Genomic DNA, 24,722 nt, shown 5'->3' with positions numbered 1-24,722 from the left:
ATGAAATGCTTTCTGGATAAAAATCTAGCTGATTATGGGAACCATTTTTTCTGGGATATACCAGTTGGGCGTGTGCCACACGCTCTCTTTGTTGGCTCCTCGGGGTCTGGTAAGACGTATGCGGTAAAACTTTTTCTAGCACGTTTTGCACACACCTACCCCAGAGCCACGTTTCTGATTGGCGACTATAAGGCTGATTCTGACTTTTCTTTTTTAGATGGTTGTAAAGGATTTAAGCGTTTTAATGATGTCGCAGAACTCCTTACTTTAGCATTATCAATTCTTGAAAATCGTCAAAAAGGGCTTGATAAATCCAGAGAATTTGTAGTAGTCTGCTTTGATGAATTTACTGCATGGCAAAATAGCCTTGATAAGAAGGAGCGTGACCAAGCTATAAAAGACTTTACACGTCTTATTCAATTATCACGGTCATTTTCTATATTTGTAGTCGTTTCCCAGCAGGACGCTCATAAGTCAACACTTGGCTTATCACGTGATTCCATAGGTACAGTGATTGCATTGGGTAAACTGTCGAAGGAAACCATCTCTATGCTTTTCTCCGATGAAAAAGAGAACATCATAAGAAATAATTCCCGAGGGGTAGGATATATGAAAATCGATGGAAAAGAGAGCCGTCACATCATAGTACCTAGTTATAACATGCAACCGCTAGAAAATTTGATTCTGGAAGCTGTTCAACGGTCAGACTGTTACTTTCAAAATGATGAGGTTGTTGCCCCGTAGCCCTGGAGGCGAAGGATTGGCTTACAGCCTCTTAACGGGGATTCTGTAAAGACCCCCGTCCCATAGTAATTACCCCTTATCACTAGATATAGTCCACTTTTACCATGTAGTTAACTAAAACAAAATCTACCGCCTAGTTAACTTTTCGTACTTGGGCGGAGAGAGGATAATTTATGACACACGAAATTGAAGTAATTCTTAATAATAACAATGAACGAAAAACAGTTATTATGACAAGCGTTGACGAAATAACATTTGTTATCAAACTCACAGAAGATACAGTCGGTGATTATCCAGATAATTGGCATCAAATTGCTTCAACGCTATCTGAGATAATAGCTAATAAACTATCTCTGCCTATTCTTTTTGGAAATTATATTCCATTAAAAACACCTCCAGCAGGCTATACAGATGGATTCACCTTTCAAGACTTGCCTTACTATTTTGCAATTGCTTGGCATCAGACTAACTTTACAATGGGTATTATATTAAAGTTCAGTGCATCTGCATTGTCGCAATATAAATCTAGTTATCAAGACTTAAACAGTAAATCAATTGACGTCCACAACATGGCGCAATTACTGGACGAGGATTACTATGAATTACGTCTTTCACGTATTGACTTTGCCGTTGACTATTTTAACTATAAGTTAACTGTCAATGACCTCTACCAAGGTTTGAAAACAAAGCAATACATCATTACCAATAACAAGGGACGTAAAAATATATCAAAAATTAGTGCTCAAGAGGTAAATGGATATGCTCAAACTGTTTATATTGGTAGCAAGAAAAAGAATATTAACGCTTTACTTCGTATCTATAATAAGTACCAGGAGCAATTAGATAATCAAGGACGGTATATGCACCTCACAAAATTCTGTGATTCTTGGATTCGTATGGAGGCTTCCTATAAAGGAACTTATAGTAATCAAATCCTAGCTCTGCTACTAACATTAGAAAGCTCTGAAGACTTGAGCAAGCTAATTGTCAATAAAATACTTGATAAGTATTGCTTCTACGAATCAACTAATGGAGAAGCTCTTGATGTAACAAGTGATTTGATGAAAAATATGGGAGACTTTCCAGCACTAGAATCATTATCTTCAAGGAATAATGACCTGATGGCAACAATATTATATTTAATGAAAGGTAGTGGCTTCTATCCACTTCTATGGAAAATAGAAACAATATGGGGAACAGAAGCACGTAACCACTTCATCATCAGACTAATTCAAGAGTATGAGGCCAACTACACCCCAAACACAGATGTAGGAATATGGTTATCTAAGTTTGGTGACAAACTCTCTAATCTTAATTTTAAAGATTTACTTGAAGATGCTTTTCAAATTTTTTATCAAAAAAACAACATCAACCCTAAAAATTCCGCCAAGAACAATAAGAATGATGTTGCCGATTAACTGAGATAAGACTAGGCTTATCCCTAGTCTATTATCTCATAATTTAGAAAGGAGATAAAGTCATGGAAATAAATAAATTTACTATTGACTTAGCAAATATCACTATTAAGCTTCCTGATTCGAAGATTATTGTAGATAAAGATGAATATGAAAGACTGAAGAAAAGTGCTGTAGCAGGTCACTATATGACACTAAACGATGTCCTAGAAATGCTCTCTGTATCTCGTCCATGGCTACTTGAAAATGTCCTATATAAGCCGATTATTCGCAAACAAATTGATATTGAACAAAACCCAAACGGATTTGTAAAATATCCTCAGAATCGAGGAGGTCGATATTTCTTTTTAGCTACTAAAACACGTGAATTTTTCGAACAGAATTTTCTAGAAATTTTCAAATAATTATGCTATGATAACCAAGACAATCCTTGGTTATCTGCTTTTTATGAAAGTGAGGTAACTATATGGCATCCTATAGACAAAGAGGTAAGAAAAAATTATGGGACTATAGAATCTTTGATGATAAAGGAAAAGTAATAGCTTCAAATTCTGGATTTAGAACTAAAAAAGAAGCTGAACTTGAAGCAATTGAGATTGAACTTAGACTTCTAAAAGGGGCTAACATTGATAGACAAATTAGTTTACATGAACTTTGGAAAAAGTGGTATGAGCTACATATCGTGCCTTTAAATAAAAAACAGGCGACACTCAACAAACACATAAAACGTGGCAAACTAATTGAAGAGTTTTTCGGAAATATGCCTTTAGTAAATATAAAGGCTAGTCGCTATCAACTCTTTATCAATCAATTTGCCAAAACTAATGGTCGTGATAATGTTGCTCGTTTAAATTCTGAAGTTAAGAAAGTTCTAGAATTTGCTAAGCAAGACCGACTTGATTTCCATGACTTTACAATAGGTGTAAAGATAACTGGATTAGAACCAGCAAAATCAAAAGAAGATAAGTATATTCATAGTAAAGCAGATTATAAAAAATTAGTTAATTATCTTTACAATAATGTAAACTATACTGACAACTTAGTTTACTATCTTCTTTACATACAGTTAAAGACTGGTATGAGATTTGGAGAGGTGTTAGGCTTAACTTGGGATTGCATACTTTGGAAAAGCAAAGAGATTGTAACTTATAGGCGATACGATTCAGCGAAAAATGAGTTTACAGACCCTAAAACAAAAACATCTGTACGAAATATTCCTATTGATGATACTGTAATAGAAGTACTCGATAAATTGCTAAAAGAGCAAGATACAATTGATTTCGATAATCCAAATAATCTTCTATTTGTTAATCCAATTTATGGTGTACCTTCAAATAAAACTGTCAATACTTGTCTCAGTGAACTGCTTCATCAATTAAATATAACTCCAAAAGTCCTAACAGCTACTGGTATTCGTCATACCTATATCAGTATTTTACTGGCTGAAGGAATTGATATTTGGACACTTTCGAAAATCGTAGGTCACAAAGATACAAAGCAAATTATAGAAACTTACTCTCATCTTATTAAGGAAAAAGAGGAAGAAGAAACTGAAAAAATTAGAAAAATCATGTCAGCAAACACTTGACCATTTTTTGACCAAATTTTCCTATTGTATGATTATTCATGTCGCTTTTTCACAATTTTTTCATTCTTATCCAATATGCAGTAAAAGCTGATATAGTTCTAAATTCATTGACCAACTTTTGACCAAAACAAGAAAAAACCTTGATTTCTCAAGGTTTCCTAGTGTTTATATACTCCGCCAACAGGGCTCGAACCTGTGACATCATGATTAACAGTCATGCGCTCTACCAACTGAGCTATGGCGGAAGAAATAGTCCGTACGGGATTCGAACCCGTGTTACCGCCGTGAAAAGGCGGTGTCTTAACCCCTTGACCAACGGACCATTTTTAGAACAATAACTAGTATAATACATGTGACTTTGTTTGTCAATACATTTTTTTGATTTTTTATTGTATTGACAGAGTGCTTTGTTTAATGTAAAATAAAATGGTTAAGGTTCCATAGCTCAGCTGGATAGAGCATTCGCCTTCTAAGCGAACGGTCGCAGGTTCGAATCCTGCTGGAATCATTTAGACCTACCTCGAGTAGGTCTTTTTTCTTGCCATAATTCATAATTAATATATAAAACTGGCAAAATCAGACCAATAAGGGCATATTCTTCAAATTGGAAGGATAGGTGAGTAGATATAATGACACCTAGCATAAACCCTATAATGGTCAATAAGATGTTTCTACCTGTTTTTCTAAGTTCTGAATCTTTTTCAATAACTCCTTTAAACCAGAGGTAAGCAGCATTTTTGACATTCCCTGTCATCATCACATTGGCATACGGAGCACCTCGTAACCTTCTAAATGTTTCTACTTGAATAGAGGCTACGAAGGCTAGACTAGCAATTGTAAAAGACGCAGGCATAATAGGTGAGAGAATGATAGTTAGTAAAATAAGAACTAACATCATTACACTACTACCAAAGTGCCAAGACCATGTTTGTTTTTCAAAATACCTTCTTGCTAAGTAGGTAAAAAATTGTCCGAATACAAAAAATAAAATGGGAATGGAAAAATTAACTACCTGCGCAAAGTCACCTTTAGCTAAAAAATAAGCTAGGGAAATAACATTTCCAGATTGTACACCAGCAAAGCGACCACCCTGAGTCACAAAAGTAAAGGCATTTAAATAACCACTGATAAACGTTAATGAACAAGCAATTCTCAATCCCTCAAAAACACGATAATCTTTTTGATTCATTTTCACTCCTTGTTTCACGTGAAACTACTTATGATATGGGCTTCCCTGCTGAATCATAAATGCACGATAAATCTGCTCGATGAGAACTAATTTCATTAGTTGATGGGGAAGTGTCAACTGTCCAAAACTCATCAACAAATTAGCTCTTTTTTTAATACAAGAATCGAGACCCAAACTACCACCGATGATAAAAGTTATATCTGAATACCCATTTACTGCAATATCAGATAACTTTTGACTAAATTCTTCCGATGGAAATTGTTTCCCTTCTATCGCTAAGGCAATGACAAAATCTCGCTCTCCAATTTTAGACATAATTCTATCGGCTTCTTTTTTTAATATTTGTTCATTCTCTGCCTGACTGGCTTTATCTGGTGTTTTTTCATCAGGAAGCTCAATCATATCCAACTTAGTAAATCGTCCCAATCGTTTACTATATTCTGCAATACCTTCTTTGAGGTACTTTTCTTTCAATTTTCCAACGGTAATCAATTTTATTTTCATAAAATAATTGTAACATATCCACAAGCATACGACAGAAAATATTTTTAGAAAATCATGATATGGCTACAGTTTTTCACATAATTCACAGAGTTATCCACAGGTTGTGGATTGATTTTTGAAAACTTTAAGCTATAATTAAGAAAGCAAGAGTAATCTTAAGGAAAATTAAAGAAATGGAAAGGATTCCTTATATGAAAAAATATTTGAAATTTGCGATTCTATTTGTAATTGGATTTTTTGGGGGGCTTATCGGGGCCTTATCAGCCTCTTTCTTCCAACCACAGGTTCAACAAGCAAATTCTGCTATCACTAGTGTCAGCAATGTTCAATATAATAATGAAACTTCCACCACAAAAGCTGTAGAGAAAGTACAAAATGCTGTTGTGTCTGTTATTAATTACCAAAAGTCAGCCAACAATGGTCTTGGTGCTATCTTTGGAAATATTGAATCATCTGACGAACTAGCTGTTGCTGGAGAGGGGTCTGGGGTTATCTATAAAAAAGATGGTCAATATGCCTATATTGTGACAAATACGCATGTTATTAATAACGCAGAAAAGATTGATATTCTTTTAGCATCTGGAGAAAAAATCAGCGGTGAACTCGTTGGTTCCGATACCTATTCTGATATAGCTGTTATAAAAATATCAGCAGATAAAGTCACTACTGTTGCTGAATTTGCTGATTCCGATACAATTAAAGTTGGAGAAACTGCTATCGCAATTGGTAGTCCTCTAGGTAGTGTCTACGCCAATACAGTTACTCAAGGTATTATTTCCAGCCTAAGTCGGACAGTTACTTCACAATCAGAAGACGGACAAACAATCTCAACCAATGCTATTCAAACCGATACAGCTATCAACCCAGGAAACTCTGGAGGACCATTGATTAATATCCAAGGACAAGTTATTGGTATCACCTCTAGCAAAATCACCTCAAGTTCTGTAAGTAGCTCAGGTGTGGCTGTGGAAGGGATGGGATTTGCTATTCCTGCAAATGATGCAGTAGCTATTATCAATCAACTTGAAAAAGATGGAAAAGTTAGCCGACCTGCTCTTGGAGTTCATATGGTTAACTTGACGACCTTGTCAACTAGTCAATTGGAAAAAGCTGGATTATCAAATACGGAATTAACATCCGGTGTAGTAATTGTCTCTACACAAAGTGGGCTACCTGCAGATGGAAAATTAGAAACTTTTGATGTCATTACTGAGATTGACGGAGAAACTATTCAAAATAAGAGTGATCTCCAAAGCGCTCTCTACAAACATCAAATTGGAGACACAATCACTGTAACTTATTACCGCAATAATCAGAAACAAACTGTTGACATTAAGTTGACACATTCTACAGAAGAACTTAGTGAATAATTGACAAATGAGGCTTTACACAATTGTAAAGTCTCGTTTTTTTTGCTAGAATAAGGATATATGGAAGAATTACGTACACTAAATATTTCAGAAATCCATCCCAATCCCTATCAGCCAAGAATTCATTTTGATGAAAAGGAGCTACTTGAGCTCGCTCAATCCATTAAGGAAAATGGCTTAATTCAACCGATTATTGTAAGAAAATCTTCTATTATCGGATACGAATTATTAGCAGGAGAAAGAAGGTTGCGAGCCAGTCAATTAGCTGGACTGACTACAATACCAGCAGTGGTAAAAGAACTGACTGATGATGATTTACTCTATCAGGCTATCATAGAGAATCTGCAGCGTTCTAACTTAAATCCGATAGAAGAAGCAGCCTCTTATCAAAAATTGATTAGTAGAGGGTTAACACATGATGAAGTTGCTCAAATCATGGGAAAATCAAGACCATATATCAGTAATTTATTGCGCCTACTAAATCTATCATCTCAGACTAAACAAGCTGTAGAAGAAGGAAAAATTTCACAAGGGCACGCGCGACAATTGGTATCATTTTCAGAAGAAAAGCAAGCCGAATGGGTTCAACTCATTTTATCAAAAGATTTAAGTGTGCGTACGCTTGAAAAATTAATAGCTGCAAATAAGAAAAAACACACTAAGCTTAAACAACGCGACCAATTTTTAAAAGAACAGGAAGATTCACTCAGTAAAACTCTTGGAACAACTACAAAAATTCTCAAGAAGAAAAACGGGAGCGGAGAAATTCGAATTAGCTTTAATGACCTCGATGAATTCGAAAGAATTATCAACAATTTTAAATAGACTTGTTTACAATTTATTTTTATAAACACTCTTTTCCACACTAAAATCATTACAAAAAGTCAGGACCAGCAAAGGTTCTGACTTTTATTCACATCTTGTGGAAAACTTTTCTTAACAGTGTGGATTTTTAAAATTATCTGTGGAAAACTTTTATTTTTTATGGTACACTATTCTAACGAATATAATGTGAAAGGGGGAAAATATGAACCAAGAACAACTTTTTTGGCAACGATTTATTGAATTAGCAAAAGTAAATTTTAAGCCATCTATTTATGATTTTTATGTCGCTGATGCAAAATTACTCGGAATCAACCAGCAAGTTGCCAATATTTTCTTAAATCGTCCATTTAAAAAAGATTTCTGGGAAAAAAACTTCGAAGAGTTAATGATTGCCGCTAGTTTTGAAATCTACGGAGAGCCTCTTGCCATCCAATATCAATTTACAGAGGATGAACAGGAGATTAAGAGCATTACAAACGCAAGAAGTTCAGTGGTTCACCAGGTACAGACACCTGAGCCGGCTACTCCTCAAGAAACTTTTAAACCGGTTCATTCTGATATAAAATCCCAGTACACCTTTGCTAATTTTGTACAAGGAGACAATAATCACTGGGCAAAGGCTGCAGCTTTAGCTGTATCTGATAACCTAGGTGAGCTCTACAATCCCTTATTCATTTTTGGTGGTCCTGGTCTTGGAAAAACTCATATTTTAAATGCGATTGGAAATAAGGTTCTAGCTGATAATCCCCAGGCAAGGATAAAATATGTCTCATCGGAAACATTCATCAATGAATTTTTAGAACACCTCCGTCTCAATGATATGGAAAGTTTCAAAAAAACCTATCGCAATCTGGACCTACTTCTAATTGATGACATTCAGTCTCTCCGTAATAAAGCAACAACACAGGAAGAATTTTTCCATACTTTTAATGCGCTTCATGAAAAAAATAAGCAGATTGTACTCACAAGCGACCGTAATCCTGATCACTTAGACAATTTGGAAGAAAGACTAGTAACACGTTTCAAATGGGGGTTAACCAGTGAAATCACTCCACCTGATTTTGAAACACGTATCGCAATTTTACGTAACAAGTGCGAGAACCTGCCTTATAACTTTACAAATGAGACGCTATCCTATCTAGCTGGGCAATTTGATTCGAACGTACGTGACCTTGAAGGTGCCTTAAAAGATATCCATTTGATAGCCACTATGCGTCAACTGTCTGAGATAAGTGTCGAGGTTGCTGCTGAGGCTATTCGATCAAGAAAACAAACAAATCCACAAAACATGGTTATTCCTATTGAGAAAATCCAAACCGAAGTGGGAAATTTCTACGGTATCAGCTTGAAAGAATTAAAAGGTTCTAAGCGTGTTCAACATATCGTTCACGCGCGACAAGTTGCTATGTTTTTAGCACGTGAAATGACAGACAATTCCCTTCCTAAAATTGGGAAAGAATTTGGTAATCGAGACCATACAACCGTTATGCATGCATACAATAAAATAAAAACTCTCCTCTTGGATGATGAGAATTTAGAAATAGAGATTACCAGTATAAAAAATAAACTTCGTTAACCTGTGTATAACTTTTAAAAAAACTTCTGATTTTTCCACAAGTTGTGAACAAGTTAATTTCCGCAATTTTATTGGTCTTTCATCACTTTTCCACAGAATACACAGAGACTACTATTACTATTAACCTTATAGATAATAAATAAAGGAGAATCCATGATTCAATTTTCTATTAATAAAAATATATTTCTACAAGCACTTAGTATTACTAAACGAGCAATCAGTACAAAAAATGCTATTCCAATTCTTTCAACAGTAAAAATTACAGTAACTAGTGAAGGAATCACTTTAACTGGTTCAAATGGACAAATCTCGATTGAACATTTTATTTCTATTCAAGATGAAAATGCAGGACTTTTGATCAGTTCTCCAGGCTCCATTCTCTTAGAAGCTGGTTTCTTTATTAATGTCGTATCCAGCATGCCGGATTTGGTCCTTGACTTCAATGAAATTGAACAAAAGCAAATCGTTTTGACAAGTGGTAAGTCTGAAATCACATTAAAGGGAAAAGAAGCAGAACAGTATCCTCGTTTACAGGAAGTTCCAACTTCAAAACCATTGGTGTTAGAAACCAAAGTATTAAAACAAACAATTAATGAAACAGCATTTGCAGCGTCTACACAAGAAAGTCGTCCTATTCTTACGGGTGTTCATTTTGTTTTAACAGAAAATAAAAATCTAAAAACTGTTGCAACAGATTCACACCGTATGAGCCAACGGAAATTGGTCCTTGATACATCTGGTGATGATTTTAATGTTGTCATTCCAAGTCGTTCTCTCCGTGAATTTACTGCAGTTTTTACAGATGATATTGAAACAGTAGAAGTTTTCTTTTCAAATAATCAAATCCTTTTTAGAAGTGAGCATATTAGCTTCTATACACGCTTATTAGAAGGTACCTACCCGGATACCGACCGCTTAATTCCAACTGAGTTTAAAACAACTGCAATTTTTGATACTGCAAATCTTCGTCACTCGATGGAGCGTGCTCGTCTTCTTTCAAATGCAACCCAAAATGGTACAGTAAAACTAGAAATTGCTAATAATGTTGTATCGGCTCATGTAAATTCTCCAGAAGTTGGACGTGTGAATGAGGAATTAGATACTGTAGAAGTATCAGGTGAAGACTTAGTAATCAGCTTTAACCCAACTTACTTGATAGAAGCATTGAAAGCCACAACTAGTGAACAAGTGAAAATTAGCTTTATCTCTTCTGTCCGTCCATTTACATTGATTCCCAATAATGAAGGGGAAGATTTTATTCAATTGGTTACACCAGTTCGTACCAACTAAATAATATTAAGAACGGCTAAACTAGCCGTTTTTATGTTATACTAAAAAATAGCATCTAGCTTATTTTTATATATTTAGTGATGGGGAATAAATGACGTTATATATATTAGCTAATCCTAATGCTGGTAGCCATACTGCTGAACACATCATATTCAAAATAAAAGAAAGTTATCCACAGCTTGCAGTTAACATTTTTATGACAGTTGGGCCTGAGGATGAAAAAAGTCAAATCGAGGCTATTTTAAAGGAGTTTGTCAGTAGTGAGGACCAATTAATGATTTTAGGCGGAGACGGCACACTATCTAAAGCTTTGCGTTTTTGGCCAGCTAGTCTACCGTTTGCTTATTATCCAACAGGATCTGGAAATGATTTTGCAAAAGCAATGAATATAACATCGCTCTATAGAAGTGTAGATGCCATTTTAGAGGGAAAAACAAGTCGGATATATGTTTTAAACAGTTCATACGGAACGGTTGTAAATAGTGTGGATTTTGGCTTTGCAGCTCAAGTTGTCAATGGTTCAACGAATTCAATTTTGAAAAAAATTCTGAACAAGGTAAAACTTGGGAGGTTAACTTATCTATTCTTTGGTATTAAAACATTATTTTCAAAACAAGCTATAAACTTAGAATTAACTCTTGATGAAAAATCTTATCAGTTAGATAATCTCTTTTTTATTTCTGTAGCAAATAGTCTTTATTTTGGTGGAGGAATCATGATATGGCCAACAGCAAGTGCTAAAAAGAAGGAAGTAGATATTGTTTACTTCAAAAATGGAAATTTCTACCAACGTCTACAATCATTGTTAGCCTTATTAACGAAGAGGCATGAATCTTCTCATACAATTCAGCATTTAACAGGGGTAGATGTAGTTTTAAAATCAATAGAAAAATTATTATTGCAAATAGATGGAGAGATATGCACTGCAAATGAGGTAACGTTAACCTATCAGGAAAGAAGTATGTATCTTTAAGGAGGAAGTATGTATCAATTAGGATCCTTTGTCGAAATGAAAAAGCCTCATGCCTGTGTCATCAAATCGACCGGCAAGAAGGCCAATAAATGGGAAGTCATCCGTCTAGGAGCGGATATCAAAATCCGTTGTACCAACTGTGACCATGTGGTTATGATGAGCCGGCATGATTTTGAACGAAAAATGCAACAAGTGCTGCCGAGTGAAGCCTAGTTGACAGTTTGCAACTGCTGGTTGCGAATATTTCCTAAAAAGTGCTAGTCAACTGTTCCCTTCTAAACTATAATAGACTTATAAAAAAGAGGAGGAAATGATCATGAATCAGTTAGCACAGCAAATTCGAGTTTTAAGAACAGCCAATAACCTATCCCAAGATGAGTTGGCAGAGAAACTCTATATTTCCCGTCAGGCTGTTTCCAAGTGGGAAAATGGTGAAGCAACGCCGGATATCGACAAACTGGTCCAGCTGGCAGAAATTTTTGGTGTCAGTCTGGATTATTTGGTTTTAGGAAAAGAGCCTGAGAAGGAAATTGTGGTGGAACAACGAGGAAAAATGAATGTTTGGGAATACTTGAACGAAGAATCCAAACGACCTCTTACAAGAGGGGATGTTGTCGTTCTCATTTTTCTTGCAGTTATGCTTTTAGGTGGATTATTTATTCAGCATTATTTTTAACGAAGCTTGCCAAACAGCAAGCTTTTTCTCTACTTTTCTGCTATAATAGTCATGATTGAATTTTTAATTGGAGAGTAAAAAAACATGGCTTTAACAGCAGGAATCGTCGGTTTGCCAAACGTTGGTAAATCAACCCTATTTAATGCAATTACCAAGGCAGGAGCTGAGGCTGCCAACTACCCTTTCGCAACTATTGATCCAAATGTTGGTATGGTGGAAGTGCCAGATGAGCGTTTGCAGAAGTTGACAGAACTCATCACTCCTAAAAAGACAGTTCCAACCACTTTTGAATTTACCGATATTGCTGGTATCGTAAAAGGTGCTTCTAAAGGTGAAGGGCTTGGAAATAAATTCTTGGCTAATATCCGCGAAGTTGATGCGATTGTCCACGTAGTTCGTGCTTTTGATGATGAAAATGTCATGCGTGAACAAGGTCGTGAAGACGCCTTTGTGGACCCAATCGCAGATATTGATACTATTAACCTAGAATTGATTTTGGCGGACCTAGAGAGCATCAACAAACGTTATGCGCGTGTAGAAAAAATGGCTCGTACACAAAAAGACAAGGACTCTGTCGCAGAATTTGCAGTCCTTGAAAAAATCAAACCTGTCTTAGAAGATGGAAAATCTGCTCGTACAGTTGACTTCACAGATGAAGAACAAAAAATCGTTAAGCAACTCTTCCTCTTGACCACTAAACCAGTCCTCTATGTTGCCAACGTCGATGAAGACAAGGTAGCAGATTCTGAGTCTATCAGTTACGTTCAGCAAATCCGTGACTTTGCAGCAACAGAAAATGCAGAAGTGGTGGTGATTTCTGCGCGTGCTGAAGAGGAAATTTCAGAACTTGACGATGAAGATAAGGGTGAGTTTTTGGAAGCCCTCGGCTTGACAGAATCTGGCGTGGACAAATTAACACGTGCAGCCTACCACTTGCTTGGACTTGGCACCTACTTTACAGCAGGAGAGAAAGAAGTTCGTGCTTGGACCTTCAAGCGTGGTATGAAAGCTCCTCAATGTGCTGGCATCATCCACTCAGACTTCGAAAAAGGCTTTATCCGTGCCGTAACCATGTCCTATGATGATTTGATTCAGTATGGCTCTGAGAAAGCTGTTAAGGAAGCAGGACGCCTCCGTGAAGAAGGAAAAGAATATGTCGTTCAAGACGGGGACATCATGGAGTTCCGCTTTAACGTATAATAGATAATCAGGTTGGAATGTATTTTCCAGCCTTTTGGCATGTAAGGAGAAAAAAATGACACGATTGATCATCGGCCTAGGAAATCCTGGGGACCGCTATTTTGAAACCAAGCACAATGTTGGCTTTATGTTGTTGGATAAGATTGCCAAGCGTGAAAATGTGACTTTTAGTCATGACAAGATTTTCCAAGCAGATATTGCCACAACCTTTATTGACGGTGAAAAAATCTATCTAGTAAAGCCAACGACCTTCATGAACGAATCAGGCAAGGCTGTCCATGCCTTGATGACCTATTATGGTTTAGATGAGACAGATATTTTGGTGGCTTACGATGACTTGGACATGGCTGTTGGGAAAATTCGTTTTCGTCAAAAGGGTTCAGCTGGTGGCCACAATGGGATTAAATCCATTGTTAAGCATATTGGCACACAAGAATTTGACCGTATCAAGATTGGTATTGGACGACCAAAAGGAAAAATGAGTGTTGTCAACCACGTATTATCAGGATTTGACACAGAAGACCGTATCGAAATTGATCTGGCTTTAGAGAAACTTGACAAGGCTGTCAACTTCTATTTGGAAGAAGATGATTTTGATACCATTATGAGAAAGTTTAACGGATAATGAATATACTAGATATACTTCACAAGAACAAGCATATCAATCAATGGCAGTCTGGTTTGAACAAATCAACACGTCAGTTACTATTAGGATTGTCTGGAACCAGTAAGTCATTGGTCATGGCGACTGCCTATGATAGTTTGGCTGAGAAAATAATGATTGTAACGGCTAGTCAGAATGAAGCAGAGAGGTTGGCTACAGATTTATCAGCCATTATAGGTAGTGAGAATGTTTACAACTTCTTTACAGATGATAGTCCGATTGCAGAGTTTGTTTTCGCTTCTAAGGAACGGACGCAGTCAAGAATTGATAGCCTGAATTTTCTGACCGATCCAACTCAGTCAGGAGTTCTAGTTGTCAGCATGGCTGCTTGTAGGATTCTGTTACCAAATCCAGAAATTTTCAAACATTCAAAGATACAGATCGAAGTTGGTCAAGAAATTGAAGTTGACAATCTTGTAAAGAAACTTGTCAACACAGGCTATAAGAAGGTTTCACGAGTTTTAACTCAAGGAGAATTTAGCCAACGAGGGGATATCCTAGATATTTTTGATATGCAAGCTGAGGCCCCTTATCGTTTGGAATTTTTTGGAGATGAGATTGATGGCATTCGTATCTTTGATGTTGACAGTCAAAAGTCTTTAGAAAATTTGGATAGCATCAGCATTGCTCCAGCATCGGATATTCTTTTGACAGCTACTGATTATGAGCGGGCCTGCAGTAGTATTGAAACAGCTATTGAACAATCGCATATAGAAGAGCAGCAGTCATATTTACGGGAAGTCCTGGCAGATATGCAAACAGAGTATCGTCATCCTGATTTACGAAAATTTCTATCAATTTTATATGAACAATCTTGGACACTGTTGGATTATTTGCCAAAGGGTTCTCCCTTATTTTTAGATGATTTTCATAAAATTGCAGACAAGCAGTCTCAATTCGAAAAAGAAACAGCAGAGTTGTTGACAGATGATTTACAAAAGGGTAAATCAGTGTCAAGTTTAAACTATTTTGCATCTACCTATTCGGAATTAAGAAAATATAAACCTGCCACCTTCTTTTCAAGTTTTCAAAAGGGGTTGGGAAATGTAAAATTTGATGCCCTCTATCAATTTACTCAACATCCTATGCAGGAATTTTTCCATCAAATTCCCTTATTGAAAGAAGAACTAACTCGGTATGCTAAATCGAAGAATACAGTCATTATTCAAGCAAGTTCTGAAGCGAGTTTACAGACTTTACAAAAATCTTTACAGGAGTATGATATTCAGCTACCTAGCTATCCATCGGATAAATTAGTAGAAGGTCAGCAACAAGTGACCATTGGGCAGTTAGCTTCTGGATTTCATTTGATGGATGAGAAGTTAGTTCTCATTACTGAAAAAGAGATTTTTAATAAAAAGATTAAGCGTAAGGTCCGTAGAACAAACATTTCTAATGCTGAGCGCATTAAGGACTATAGTGAGCTAGCTGTTGGTGACTATGTTGTTCACCATGTTCACGGGATCGGTCAGTATTTAGGGATAGAAACCATTGAAATTTCAGGTATTCACCGTGATTATGTGACAGTTCAATATCAAAACTCCGATCGTATTTCTATTCCTGTAGAGCAGATTGATCTCCTTTCCAAATACTTAGCGTCTGATGGAAAAGCTCCAAAGGTCAATAAACTAAACGATGGTCGGTTCCAACGAACCAAGCAAAAGGTTCAGAAACAAGTTGAGGATATTGCGGATGATTTGATTAAGCTTTACGCTGAACGTAGCCAATTGAAAGGCTTTGCTTTTTCACCTGATGATGAAAATCAAGTTGAATTTGACAACTACTTTAAACACGTGGAAACGGATGACCAACTTCGATCGATTGATGAAATCAAAAAAGACATGGAAAAAGATTCTCCAATGGATCGTCTGTTAGTAGGAGATGTTGGATTTGGTAAGACAGAAGTAGCCATGCGAGCCGCCTTTAAAGCTGTTAATGATGGCAAGCAAGTAGCTATTCTTGTTCCAACGACTGTTTTAGCCCAACAACATTATGCTAATTTTCAAGAACGATTTGCTGAATTTCCTGTCAATGTGGACGTTATGAGTCGCTTTAAAACAAAAAAAGAGCAGGAAAAAACACTAGAGAAGCTGAAAAAAGGTCAAGTTGACATCTTGATTGGTACCCATCGCCTTCTATCAAAAGATGTTGTTTTTGCTGATTTAGGTTTACTGGTTATTGACGAGGAGCAACGGTTTGGTGTCAAGCATAAGGAACGCTTGAAGGAACTGAAAAAGAAAATTGATGTCTTAACATTGACTGCTACCCCAATTCCTCGTACTCTACAAATGTCTATGCTAGGGATAAGGGACTTATCAGTAATTGAGACTCCACCGACCAATCGGTATCCTGTTCAGACATATGTGATGGAAACAAATCCATCTGTAATTCGAGATGCAGTTCTACGAGAAATTGATCGTGGAGGGCAGGTTTACTACCTTTACAATAAAGTTGACACTATTGAACAAAAAGTGTCTGAATTGAGAGAATTGGTTCCAGAAGCTACTATAGGATACGTCCATGGACAAATGTCGGAAATCCAATTAGAAAATACTCTCTATGCCTTTGTAGAAGGTGAGTATGATATTCTAGTGACCACAACAATCATTGAAACAGGTGTTGATATTCCAAATGCGAATACCTTATTTATTGAAAATGCCGATCACATGGGACTGTCAACTCTTTATCAACTTAGAGGACGTGTTGGTCGTTCCAGTCGGATTGCCTATGCCTATCTCATGTACCGTCCAGACAAGTCCTTGACAGAAGTAGCTGAAAAACGATTGGAGGCAATCAAGGGCTTTACAGAACTAGGATCGGGTTTCAAGATTGCCATGCAAGATTTGTCTATCCGTGGAGCTGGAAATATTTTGGGCGCTGCCCAGTCAGGATTTATTGATTCTGTAGGGTATGAACTGTATTCACAATTGCTGGAACAAGCCATTTTGGAAAAACAAGGTAAGGCAGCTCAACGTCAGAAAAGCAATTCAGAGGTCAACCTACAGATTGACGCCTATCTACCAAGTGACTATATTGCTGATCAGCGACAAAAAATTGAAATTTACAAGCGTATAAAGAATATTGACAGTCGTGTCAACTATCAAGAATTACAAGAAGAATTGATTGACCGTTTTGGAGAGTATCCTGATGTAGTAGCCTACTTACTTGAAATCGGTCTATTGAAGTCATTTTTAGACCAAGTTTTCTGTCATACAGTTCTTAGACGACAACATCAAGTGACAGTAACATTCGAACCTATGGCTGGTCAAATTTTCCTAACGCAAGATTACTTTGAAGCTTTATCTGTGACAAATTTGAAAGCTCAGATAACGGAAAATAAAGGAAAACTAGCTGTTGTGTTTAATATTCAACAGAAAAAAGAATATGAAATATTAGAGGAATTGATTTCTTTTGCCGAAAAATTAAAAGAAATTAAAGCAAGGAAGGCAGAATAAATTTCTCAAATACCTTGAAAAATGGTAAAATAGTGAACTGAGGTAAAGTATGAGACTAGATAAATATTTGAAAGTATCCCGCATTATCAAGCGTCGAACAGTTGCGAAGGAAGTTGCCGATAAAGGACGAATAAAGGTTAATGGGATTTTGGCGAAATCTTCAACAGATTTAAAAGTAAATGATCAGGTTGAAATCCAATTTGGTAATAAACTACTCACTGTAAAAGTACTTGAAATGAAAGATTCGACTAAAAAAGAAGACGCACTGAAAATGTATGAAATTATCAGTGAAAAAAGGATAGAAAAAGATGAAGAAATCTAAAATTCTACAACTGAATAATGCCTTTATTCAGTCGGAGCGTAAAAAAACTCAGCATCAATTGGCAGAACGCCAACAAAAAAATCGTTTTATGGGTGCAATTCTCATTCTAGTTATCTTTCTTTTTATGTTGCCTGCCTACAATCTTGTTGGGACATACACTAATATTCAGCAGCAGGAAAAGAAACTTGCTGAATTGGAAAAAAATTACGAAGAACTGACCAAAGAACAGAAGCAGGAAGCAGAGATGGTTGCAAAATTGAAAAATGAGGAATATGCAGCAAAGTATGTTCGGGCTAAGTATCAATACTCTAAAGAAGGGGAATTTGTCTACAATATTCCAGGGTTACCAAAATGACCGAATCTATTTTTAAAATTGTAGAGCAATTTTTACAGCATTCTGATGAAAAATTAGAAGAGTTGAATCAAAAGAATAGAGAATTAAAGTTAGAAGAAAATGAATCGTAGAAAGGAGGGAGTATGCAGAAAAAACTGCTCGTATGGTTATTGCCAGTTTTATTTGGATGGCAGGTGGTCGATAGTACAGAAATACCATTTGAACTCACAGCGCAAGAAGAATATGAATTGACTCATACTATCTATGATCAGTATTTTCAAACTATCCCTCAAAACCCAAATGTTTTTCAAACTGAGAATCTTTATTCGGATGAAGAACTGACTATAGCAGGTGGACAATTACAGCCGAACCAACATTTTTCTATTACGGATGTTCTAGTCAATAGCAAAAAAGAATTGGTTTTCCAAATAGATGACAAGGGTTACATTCTTGCAAGTAGGCATCTACTATTTGATGATGTAATTGTTACAGAAACTACTGTTGAGCAAACTTATTGGACAAAAAAAGGTTTCACATTATTAACCTCACCAATTGCTAACGAAGCTACAGAAATAAAAAATGATTTACAACCCTATCAAGCTGTTATGGTTTCTAAAATTGTGACAACTCCCTTGGGAGATTTTGCTTATGTTACAGATAAAGGTTGGATTGCAATAACTAATCTATCTGAAATAGATAATAGAATGGAAGCCGTCCAAGAATTGCTGACTAGTAAATATTCTAAAGATAATATCGGTATATATGTCAAACAATTGTCAACGGATCAAACAGCAGGTGTAAATCAAGATAAATTATTTTATTCTGCAAGTATTGCTAAACTACCAATTCTTTATTACATTCAAGAGCAACTGAATGCTGGGTATATTGATTTGACTACTAAAGTGAAATATACAGCCGAATCTATGTCCTTCCCAGGAGCTTATGTTGCTGGAGGAAGTGGTTCACTGTCAAAAACTCCTGACAACAAAGATTATTCAGTGGAAGAATTGATCAACAAGACTGCTAAAGAGTCAGATAATGTAGCTAGTAATTTACTTTCTTATTATGTAGCTAATAAATTCGATTCCAATTTTTATCAAGTAATAACTGCTAAAACAGGTAGTGAGTGGAGTATGGTTACACGTGAAACTTCAGCTGAGATCGCAGGGAAAATGATGGAAGCCTTATATATTCAAAATGGCTATGTGCTAGAAAGTTTGTTATCTACTCAATTTGATAATCAACGTATTTCGAAAGACATCTCAGTTCCAGTTGCTCATAAAATTGGCGATGCAGATGATGTCAAACACGATGTAGCGATTGTTTACGCAGGGTCTCCTTTTGTTTTATCTATTTTTACAGATAAATCAAATTATGATGAGATTACACAAATTGCAAATGATATTTACGGGATTTTAAAGTAAATGAAAGATAGATTTTTAAAAGTGACACAGGATGGTCACTTTTTTGATAAACATAAGAAAGTACTAGTAGCCGTATCCGGTGGGGTAGATTCTATGAACCTATTCCATCTTTTATACGAATGCAAACAAGTGTTAGGGATTGAACTTGGAATTGCCCATATTAATCATGGACAGAGGGAAGAATCTGTCATCGAGGAAAAATATCTTAAACAGTTAGCAGAAGAAAGTAATGTTCCCTTTTATCTGTCCTATTTTGAAGGTGATTTTTCAGAAGAAGCGGCGCGAAAATGGCGTTATGGATTTTTTGCTACAATCATGGAGAAGGAAGGCTACACTGCACTAGTGACAGCCCACCATGCAGATGATCAGGCAGAAACTGTCTTTATGCGATTGATTAGAGGAGGGCGTTTGCGTCACTTATCAGCAATTCAACCGACTCAGCCTTTTGCAACAGGAGAACTTATTCGACCACTTTTATCTTTTAAAAAGGTAGATTTTGATAAGCTATTTCATTTTGAAGATTGCAGTAATGCAGATTTCAAATATTTTCGAAATAGAGTCAGAAATGACTATATACCAAAGTTAAAACAGGAAAATCCTAAAATCGAACTTGCTCTCAATAATCTTGCAGTTGATACAAATAATTTATTTCAAGCGCTAAGAGATTTGACACAGGATTTATCCGTTACAGATGTGATGAGTTTTCAACAACAGACACCTGCGGTACAAAGTTATCTATTAGAGGAATATTTGGAAAAATTTCCTGATTTACAGCTCTCTCGTCCACAATTTAATGAAGTATTACACATCTTGCGTTCAAAAGCTAACTACTATCATTTATTGAAAAATGATTACATGTTAGAGAAGGATTATCATCGTTTTCAAATTTATAAAATAGGACCAGAGACGGATAGTCAACCAGAAAAAATCATGATAAAATCAGAGGGTATTTTTTCTTACGGTTCATATATTTTTTCTCTCAATCATCCTTTGGTAGAAGCGGATAGTATTTTATATTTTCCTACAGAAAATCCAATTGTAGTGAGGAGAAGGCAGGCTGGGGATACCATTTTAATAAACGGAGTAAATAAAAAACTCCGCCGTTGGTTTATTGATAATAAAATCTCACAGAAAGTTCGACAAAATGCGCTTATTATCGAGCAGAATGGAGAAATTTATGGAATTACGAATCTTGTTAGCAGTGATTTGAGTAAATCAGTAAAAAATGATATAATCAAAGCTACCTTATATATAAAAATGAAAGAGTAGAACAACTATGTTGGACAAAGATATTAAGAAAATTCTTGTTTCAGAAGAAGAAATCGTTGCAAAATGCAAAGAACTCGGTCAAATTCTAGCAACAGACTATGCAGATAAGAATCCTATTCTTGTAGGAATTTTAAAAGGTTCTATCCCATTTATGGCAGAATTAATGAAACATATTGATGCCCATGTAGAAACGGATTATATGGTTGTTTCTAGCTACCATGGCGGAACGGAGAGTAGCGGTACCGTTAAGATTATCAAGGATTTGGACAATAGTGTTGCAGGTCGACATATCATCTTCGTAGAGGATATTATTGACACTGGTCGCACATTAAAAGAGTTGAAAGAACTCTTTGCTTTGCGTCAGGCAGCTTCTATTAGAATTGCCACTCTTCTTGATAAACCAGAAGGTCGTGTTGTTGAAATCGAGCCAGACTACACTTGCTTTACTATTCCAAATGAATTTGTAGTTGGATTTGGCTTAGATTATGATGAAAATTATCGTAATCTTCCTTATGTTGGTGTACTCAAAGAGGAAGTTTACACAAAATAGAAAAAGGTTTCCTACTATATTATGAACAATCAACCAAATAAAGGATTTATAAAAAATCCTTTTCTCATTATTCTCGTTATTGCCACTATTGTTACAGCCTTTCAATTTTTTAACGCTGGTCAGCAAGTAGCAACTCAAGAAATCAGTTATTCACAAGTAGTAACTGAATTGAAAAATAATAATGTATCTGAAATTACTTATCAACCAAATTCAAGTGTTATTGAAATTACTGGTAAGTACAAAACAGAACAGGAAGCTAAAGATGAGTTAGCTTCATCTATTAAGTTATTCCAAGTTTCTAGCAAAGTTAAGTATAAAAACTTTAAGTCACTAATTTTACCGTCAGAAACGAATTTATCAGAGCTACAAGCTCTTGCAAATGAAAATGGAGTAAAGGTTACTATTAAACCTGAAAGTTCAAATGGACTTTGGTTAAATATCGTCTTTAATTTGTTACCGCTTATCATTGCTGGTGTATTCTTCATGATGATGATGAACCAAGGTGGTGGCGGAGCTCGAGGAGCCATGAACTTTGGACGGAATAAAGCTAAAGCTTTGGAACAGAGTAACATCAAGGTACGTTTCTCAGATGTAGCAGGTGCAGAGGAAGAAAAACAAGAATTAGTTGAAGTTGTTGAATTTTTGAAGGATCCAAAACGCTTTACTAAACTTGGAGCACGTATTCCAGCAGGTGTGCTACTAGAGGGTCCTCCAGGAACAGGTAAAACCCTGCTTGCCAAAGCAGTAGCGGGTGAAGCAGGTGTGCCATTCTTCTCCATTTCTGGTTCAGATTTTGTTGAAATGTTTGTTGGTGTCGGTGCCAGCCGTGTTCGTTCATTATTTGAAGATGCAAAAAAAGCAGCACCAGCCATTATTTTCATCGATGAAATCGATGCTGTCGGTCGCCAACGTGGTGTCGGCATGGGTGGCGGTAACGATGAACGTGAACAAACCCTCAACCAACTCTTGATTGAAATGGATGGATTTGAAGGCAACGAAGGAATTATCGTCATTGCCGCGACCAACCGTAGTGATGTTTTAGATCCAGCCCTTCTTCGTCCGGGACGTTTTGACCGTAAGGTATTGGTTGGTCGTCCAGATGTCAAGGGTCGCGAAGCAATCCTTAAAGTTCACGCAAAGAATAAACCATTAGCAGCAGATGTAGACTTGAAATTAGTGGCTCAACAGACACCAGGATTTGTTGGTGCTGATTTAGAGAACGTTCTTAACGAAGCAGCCCTTGTAGCCGCACGTCGAAACAAAACTGTGATTGATGCTTCAGATATTGATGAAGCAGAAGATCGAGTCATTGCAGGACCTTCTAAGAAAGACCGCCAAATTTCAGCTAAAGAACGTGAGATCGTTGCCTACCATGAAGCAGGTCATACAATTGTTGGTCTCGTACTATCAAATGCACGTGAAGTTCACAAAGTAACAATTGTTCCCCGTGGTCGCGCAGGTGGATACATGATTGCCCTCCCTAAAGAAGATCAAATGCTTCTATCTAAAGAAGATATGAAGGAGCAATTGGCTGGTCTTATGGGTGGTCGTGTTGCAGAAGAAATTATTTTCAATACCCAAACAACCGGTGCCTCAAATGACTTTGAACAAGCTACACAGATGGCGCGTGCTATGGTTGCAGAATATGGTATGAGTGAAAAAATGGGACCAGTGCAGTATGAAGGAAGTCATGCAATGTTTGGTGGACAAACAACTCAAAAACATATTTCTGAGCAAACTGCATATGAGTTAGATAATGAAGTAAGAGATCTGCTAAATGAAGCTCGCAACAAAGCGGCTGAAATTATTCAGTCTAATCGCGAAGCTCATAAACTAATCGCAGAAGCATTACTCAAATACGAAACTCTTGATAGTGTTCAAATTAAATCTCTGTATGAAACAGGCAAAATGCCAGAGAATATTGAACACGATGACGAAGATGTTCATCCCCTTTCTTATGAAGAAGTAAAAGAGAAGATTAATACGAAAGAGTAGTATAAAAATACTCTGGGCAAGACATTCCATAACGGATCTGCCCCCACTCTCAACCACTAAAATAACCACAAAGCCTTCGCTAAGTACATAATCTTGGCGAAGGCTTTTTTACATGCTACACATCAGAAACGGGGCATTTACAAGAAAAACGAATCAATAGCAAATGTACTTTAATACTCAATAAAAATCAAAAATAGCAAGTCTAAGCTACTTATAACATGTGAAACCTTAATTTATAAGTTTGAGTTGAGGATTGTGGATTTCAAGTAGCTGTTTTCTTCTAAAAAAATAACAAAATCGAAACGCTCCATATCCACTTTGAGTGGTAGGTGGCTATTTTTGATTTTAAATGAGTATAAAAAAGAAAAATCAAATAAAGTATGCTAGACAAAAATGTCCTGTAGAAAGACAGCACTTTTCGATAAACTTAAACCATCAACAAAAGGAGATTAAGAAATGGAATTCGAAAAAGTGTACGCAAGCGTCAAAGGTATTGTAAACAAGGCTCGAAAAGAGTTTTACATTAAACTATGGGATCGAGATGATTGGGAACAAGAAGGAATGATGACCTTATTTGAATTGTTGGAAGATCAACCGTGGCTAGTTGATGAACAAGTTCAATTATATTGTTATTTCAAAGTCAAGTTCAGAAATCGAATCAAGGATCGTATCCGTAAACAGGAAAGTCAAAAACGCAAGTTTGACCGTATGCCACATGAAGATATTCACGAATTATCTCACGCAATACAATCACCGGGATTGATAAACGATGAACTATTAATGTTGAGAGGTGCGTTGAGAGATTATCGAAAAAATCTGAGCAATGATCAACTTGATAAATACGAAAAATTAATTAGCGGACAATGTTTCAATGGTCGCCGTGAAATGATACGTGATCTACAAATTCATTTGAAAGACTTTCGCTAAAGTTAGTCACTAACATTATGTTAATCAAATCAAGAAATTGGGCAGAAGCATCATAAAAAGTTCTGTTCAGTTTCTTTTTATCTAGGTTATAGCATAGGAGAGGAGTGACTAAATGTGATACTCAGCCAATAGTAACTTAAGTGCCTGATTGACTGATTCAGCGGTATTATTTGGAATTAACCTTATGCTTTAGTATCTACATAGAACTTCTAGTGTAAAAAATCTCCAAAAACCGGTTGACAACGTGTATAAGTCGTGATAGAATAACTGAGTTGTCTCTTGAGGAGCTAGTCAGTAGCGGAATGAAAAAAAGTTTCAAAAAAGTGTTGACAAGTTCAGTAGAAGATGATAGAATAACTGAGTTGTCTCTTGAGGGACTGGTCAACAGCGAAACGAAAAAAAGTTTCAAAAAAGTGTTGACAAAGTTTTTAA

24 protein-coding genes and 3 tRNA genes are annotated in these 24,722 nt (G+C 36.3%); 23 read left to right on the top strand and 4 right to left on the bottom strand.

All coding sequences use genetic code 11. The features are described 5' to 3' along the window. The 4 genes from SST62_RS0102770 (at window position 1) to SST62_RS0102755 (ending at window position 3,747) form a co-directional block, all read left to right on the top strand. Window positions 1–744: a type IV secretory system conjugative DNA transfer family protein gene (locus tag SST62_RS0102770; protein WP_029186213.1), complete on the top strand. Its 744-nt coding sequence runs from the start codon at window positions 1–3 to the stop codon at window positions 742–744. A gap of 173 nt (window positions 745–917) precedes the next feature. After that, window positions 918–2,162 (top strand): replication initiation factor domain-containing protein, encoded by a 1,245-nt coding sequence (locus SST62_RS0102765; protein ID WP_029186212.1) that lies wholly within the window; start codon window positions 918–920, stop codon window positions 2,160–2,162. A 62-nt stretch (window positions 2,163–2,224) separates the two neighbouring features. Then, window positions 2,225–2,563: a DUF771 domain-containing protein gene (locus SST62_RS0102760; protein WP_029186211.1), complete on the top strand. Its 339-nt coding sequence runs from the start codon at window positions 2,225–2,227 to the stop codon at window positions 2,561–2,563. Between the two features lie 62 nt (window positions 2,564–2,625). After that, window positions 2,626–3,747 carry a site-specific integrase gene (locus SST62_RS0102755; RefSeq protein ID WP_014638877.1) on the top strand — a complete coding sequence of 374 codons (1,122 nt, stop codon included), beginning with the start codon at window positions 2,626–2,628 and terminating at the stop codon, window positions 3,745–3,747. Window positions 3,748–3,919: 172 nt separating this feature from the next. Here the strand turns inward: SST62_RS0102755 and SST62_RS0102750 are convergent. Beyond that, window positions 3,920–3,992, bottom strand: a tRNA-Asn gene (locus tag SST62_RS0102750). Window positions 3,993–3,997: 5 nt separating this feature from the next. Next, window positions 3,998–4,069, bottom strand: a tRNA-Glu gene (locus tag SST62_RS0102745). Between the two features lie 112 nt (window positions 4,070–4,181). Between SST62_RS0102745 and SST62_RS0102740 the strand changes: the two genes are divergently transcribed. Continuing rightward, a tRNA-Arg gene (locus SST62_RS0102740) sits at window positions 4,182–4,255 on the top strand. Here the strand turns inward: SST62_RS0102740 and SST62_RS0102735 are convergent. Both SST62_RS0102735 and rlmH read right to left on the bottom strand, forming a co-directional pair. Beyond that, window positions 4,253–4,936 carry a YoaK family protein gene (locus SST62_RS0102735; protein ID WP_029171250.1) on the bottom strand — a complete coding sequence of 228 codons (684 nt, stop codon included), beginning with the start codon at window positions 4,934–4,936 and terminating at the stop codon, window positions 4,253–4,255. The two genes, SST62_RS0102740 and SST62_RS0102735, sit on opposite strands and share 3 nt — an antisense overlap. A 24-nt stretch (window positions 4,937–4,960) precedes the next feature. After that, window positions 4,961–5,440: a 23S rRNA (pseudouridine(1915)-N(3))-methyltransferase RlmH gene (gene rlmH, locus SST62_RS0102730; RefSeq protein ID WP_004194528.1), complete on the bottom strand. Its 480-nt coding sequence runs from the start codon at window positions 5,438–5,440 to the stop codon at window positions 4,961–4,963. A 173-nt stretch (window positions 5,441–5,613) separates the two neighbouring features. On the opposite strand from rlmH, the gene SST62_RS0102725 reads away from it, so the two are divergent. The 18 genes from SST62_RS0102725 to SST62_RS0102640 all read left to right on the top strand — a co-directional run bounded on the left by SST62_RS0102725 (window position 5,614) and on the right by SST62_RS0102640 (window position 24,290). After that, entirely contained in the window at window positions 5,614–6,810 is a 1,197-nt protein-coding gene (locus tag SST62_RS0102725; RefSeq protein WP_029186210.1) for a S1C family serine protease, read from the top strand. A 60-nt stretch (window positions 6,811–6,870) separates the two neighbouring features. Further along, window positions 6,871–7,635 (top strand): ParB/RepB/Spo0J family partition protein, encoded by a 765-nt coding sequence (locus SST62_RS0102720; RefSeq protein WP_029186209.1) that lies wholly within the window; start codon window positions 6,871–6,873, stop codon window positions 7,633–7,635. A 202-nt stretch (window positions 7,636–7,837) separates the two neighbouring features. Continuing rightward, on the top strand, window positions 7,838–9,211 hold the full coding sequence (gene dnaA, locus SST62_RS0102715; RefSeq protein ID WP_029186208.1) for a chromosomal replication initiator protein DnaA: 1,374 nt from the start codon (window positions 7,838–7,840) through the stop codon (window positions 9,209–9,211). A 153-nt stretch (window positions 9,212–9,364) separates the two neighbouring features. Next, window positions 9,365–10,501: a DNA polymerase III subunit beta gene (gene dnaN / locus SST62_RS0102710; RefSeq protein WP_004194538.1), complete on the top strand. Its 1,137-nt coding sequence runs from the start codon at window positions 9,365–9,367 to the stop codon at window positions 10,499–10,501. Window positions 10,502–10,592: 91 nt separating this feature from the next. Continuing rightward, on the top strand, window positions 10,593–11,474 hold the full coding sequence (locus tag SST62_RS0102705; protein WP_029186207.1) for a diacylglycerol/lipid kinase family protein: 882 nt from the start codon (window positions 10,593–10,595) through the stop codon (window positions 11,472–11,474). A 9-nt stretch (window positions 11,475–11,483) separates the two neighbouring features. Then, window positions 11,484–11,687: a DUF951 domain-containing protein gene (locus SST62_RS0102700; RefSeq protein ID WP_029179658.1), complete on the top strand. Its 204-nt coding sequence runs from the start codon at window positions 11,484–11,486 to the stop codon at window positions 11,685–11,687. Between the two features lie 103 nt (window positions 11,688–11,790). Beyond that, window positions 11,791–12,150 carry a helix-turn-helix domain-containing protein gene (locus SST62_RS0102695; RefSeq protein ID WP_029179657.1) on the top strand — a complete coding sequence of 120 codons (360 nt, stop codon included), beginning with the start codon at window positions 11,791–11,793 and terminating at the stop codon, window positions 12,148–12,150. Between the two features lie 84 nt (window positions 12,151–12,234). Next, window positions 12,235–13,350 carry a redox-regulated ATPase YchF gene (ychF, locus tag SST62_RS0102690; protein ID WP_029186206.1) on the top strand — a complete coding sequence of 372 codons (1,116 nt, stop codon included), beginning with the start codon at window positions 12,235–12,237 and terminating at the stop codon, window positions 13,348–13,350. Between the two features lie 55 nt (window positions 13,351–13,405). After that, the gene (gene pth, locus SST62_RS0102685) at window positions 13,406–13,975 is read left to right on the top strand and encodes an aminoacyl-tRNA hydrolase (protein ID WP_029186205.1); all 570 of its coding nucleotides are present in this window, start codon (window positions 13,406–13,408) and stop codon (window positions 13,973–13,975) included. Then, window positions 13,975–17,469, top strand: a complete 3,495-nt coding sequence (mfd, locus tag SST62_RS0102680; RefSeq protein ID WP_029186204.1) for a transcription-repair coupling factor — start codon at window positions 13,975–13,977, stop codon at window positions 17,467–17,469. The genes pth and mfd overlap by 1 nt, the downstream gene beginning before the upstream one ends. Window positions 17,470–17,518: 49 nt before the next feature. After that, entirely contained in the window at window positions 17,519–17,791 is a 273-nt protein-coding gene (locus tag SST62_RS0102675) for an RNA-binding S4 domain-containing protein (protein WP_004194330.1), read from the top strand. Continuing rightward, a complete protein-coding gene (locus SST62_RS0102670) occupies window positions 17,778–18,146 on the top strand; it encodes an FtsB family cell division protein (RefSeq protein ID WP_004194327.1) in 369 nt (122 codons plus the stop codon). The genes SST62_RS0102675 and SST62_RS0102670 overlap by 14 nt, the downstream gene beginning before the upstream one ends. Next, on the top strand, window positions 18,143–18,256 hold the full coding sequence (locus tag SST62_RS1000000112990; protein WP_004194325.1) for an SP_0009 family protein: 114 nt from the start codon (window positions 18,143–18,145) through the stop codon (window positions 18,254–18,256). The genes SST62_RS0102670 and SST62_RS1000000112990 overlap by 4 nt, the downstream gene beginning before the upstream one ends. A gap of 12 nt (window positions 18,257–18,268) precedes the next feature. Next, complete coding sequence (locus tag SST62_RS0102660) at window positions 18,269–19,549, top strand: serine hydrolase (RefSeq protein ID WP_029186203.1); 1,281 nt, start codon at window positions 18,269–18,271, stop codon at window positions 19,547–19,549. Then, window positions 19,550–20,818 carry a tRNA lysidine(34) synthetase TilS gene (gene tilS / locus SST62_RS0102655; protein WP_029186202.1) on the top strand — a complete coding sequence of 423 codons (1,269 nt, stop codon included), beginning with the start codon at window positions 19,550–19,552 and terminating at the stop codon, window positions 20,816–20,818. A gap of 7 nt (window positions 20,819–20,825) precedes the next feature. Beyond that, complete coding sequence (gene hpt, locus SST62_RS0102650) at window positions 20,826–21,368, top strand: hypoxanthine phosphoribosyltransferase (protein ID WP_029186201.1); 543 nt, start codon at window positions 20,826–20,828, stop codon at window positions 21,366–21,368. 21 nt (window positions 21,369–21,389) lie between these two features. Further along, on the top strand, window positions 21,390–23,363 hold the full coding sequence (gene ftsH / locus SST62_RS0102645; protein WP_029186200.1) for an ATP-dependent zinc metalloprotease FtsH: 1,974 nt from the start codon (window positions 21,390–21,392) through the stop codon (window positions 23,361–23,363). 456 nt (window positions 23,364–23,819) lie between these two features. Continuing rightward, window positions 23,820–24,290 carry a sigma-70 family RNA polymerase sigma factor gene (locus SST62_RS0102640; RefSeq protein ID WP_024393242.1) on the top strand — a complete coding sequence of 157 codons (471 nt, stop codon included), beginning with the start codon at window positions 23,820–23,822 and terminating at the stop codon, window positions 24,288–24,290. Window positions 24,291–24,722: the final 432 nt, after the last annotated feature.

It is taken from the genome of Streptococcus suis YS56, from assembly GCF_000440115.1.
GTDB classification, from domain to species: Bacteria; Bacillota; Bacilli; order Lactobacillales; family Streptococcaceae; genus Streptococcus; species Streptococcus suis_L.
Note: the sequence above shows the minus strand (reverse complement) of the source record. Positions and strands in the feature narration are given on the sequence as shown.

Bases quoted from the DNA above. Each gene is read 5' to 3' on its own strand.
- SST62_RS0102755 (WP_014638877.1), top strand. From the start codon at position 2,626: ATGGCATCCTATAGACAAAGAGGTAAGAAAAAATTATGGGACTATAGA.
- pth (WP_029186205.1), top strand. From the start codon at position 13,406: ATGACACGATTGATCATCGGCCTAGGAAATCCTGGGGACCGCTATTTT.
- dnaN (WP_004194538.1), top strand. From the start codon at position 9,365: ATGATTCAATTTTCTATTAATAAAAATATATTTCTACAAGCACTTAGT.
- SST62_RS0102695 (WP_029179657.1), top strand. From the start codon at position 11,791: ATGAATCAGTTAGCACAGCAAATTCGAGTTTTAAGAACAGCCAATAAC.
- SST62_RS0102770 (WP_029186213.1), top strand. From the start codon at position 1: ATGAAATGCTTTCTGGATAAAAATCTAGCTGATTATGGGAACCATTTT.
- dnaA (WP_029186208.1), top strand. From the start codon at position 7,838: ATGAACCAAGAACAACTTTTTTGGCAACGATTTATTGAATTAGCAAAA.
- ychF (WP_029186206.1), top strand. From the start codon at position 12,235: ATGGCTTTAACAGCAGGAATCGTCGGTTTGCCAAACGTTGGTAAATCA.
- SST62_RS0102660 (WP_029186203.1), top strand. From the start codon at position 18,269: ATGCAGAAAAAACTGCTCGTATGGTTATTGCCAGTTTTATTTGGATGG.
- hpt (WP_029186201.1), top strand. From the start codon at position 20,826: ATGTTGGACAAAGATATTAAGAAAATTCTTGTTTCAGAAGAAGAAATC.
- SST62_RS0102760 (WP_029186211.1), top strand. From the start codon at position 2,225: ATGGAAATAAATAAATTTACTATTGACTTAGCAAATATCACTATTAAG.
- SST62_RS0102765 (WP_029186212.1), top strand. From the start codon at position 918: ATGACACACGAAATTGAAGTAATTCTTAATAATAACAATGAACGAAAA.
- SST62_RS0102675 (WP_004194330.1), top strand. From the start codon at position 17,519: ATGAGACTAGATAAATATTTGAAAGTATCCCGCATTATCAAGCGTCGA.
- rlmH (WP_004194528.1), bottom strand. From the start codon at position 5,440: ATGAAAATAAAATTGATTACCGTTGGAAAATTGAAAGAAAAGTACCTC.
- SST62_RS0102640 (WP_024393242.1), top strand. From the start codon at position 23,820: ATGGAATTCGAAAAAGTGTACGCAAGCGTCAAAGGTATTGTAAACAAG.
- tilS (WP_029186202.1), top strand. From the start codon at position 19,550: ATGAAAGATAGATTTTTAAAAGTGACACAGGATGGTCACTTTTTTGAT.
- SST62_RS0102720 (WP_029186209.1), top strand. From the start codon at position 6,871: ATGGAAGAATTACGTACACTAAATATTTCAGAAATCCATCCCAATCCC.
- SST62_RS1000000112990 (WP_004194325.1), top strand. From the start codon at position 18,143: ATGACCGAATCTATTTTTAAAATTGTAGAGCAATTTTTACAGCATTCT.
- SST62_RS0102705 (WP_029186207.1), top strand. From the start codon at position 10,593: ATGACGTTATATATATTAGCTAATCCTAATGCTGGTAGCCATACTGCT.
- ftsH (WP_029186200.1), top strand. From the start codon at position 21,390: ATGAACAATCAACCAAATAAAGGATTTATAAAAAATCCTTTTCTCATT.
- SST62_RS0102670 (WP_004194327.1), top strand. From the start codon at position 17,778: ATGAAGAAATCTAAAATTCTACAACTGAATAATGCCTTTATTCAGTCG.
- SST62_RS0102735 (WP_029171250.1), bottom strand. From the start codon at position 4,936: ATGAATCAAAAAGATTATCGTGTTTTTGAGGGATTGAGAATTGCTTGT.
- mfd (WP_029186204.1), top strand. From the start codon at position 13,975: ATGAATATACTAGATATACTTCACAAGAACAAGCATATCAATCAATGG.
- SST62_RS0102700 (WP_029179658.1), top strand. From the start codon at position 11,484: ATGTATCAATTAGGATCCTTTGTCGAAATGAAAAAGCCTCATGCCTGT.
- SST62_RS0102725 (WP_029186210.1), top strand. From the start codon at position 5,614: ATGGAAAGGATTCCTTATATGAAAAAATATTTGAAATTTGCGATTCTA.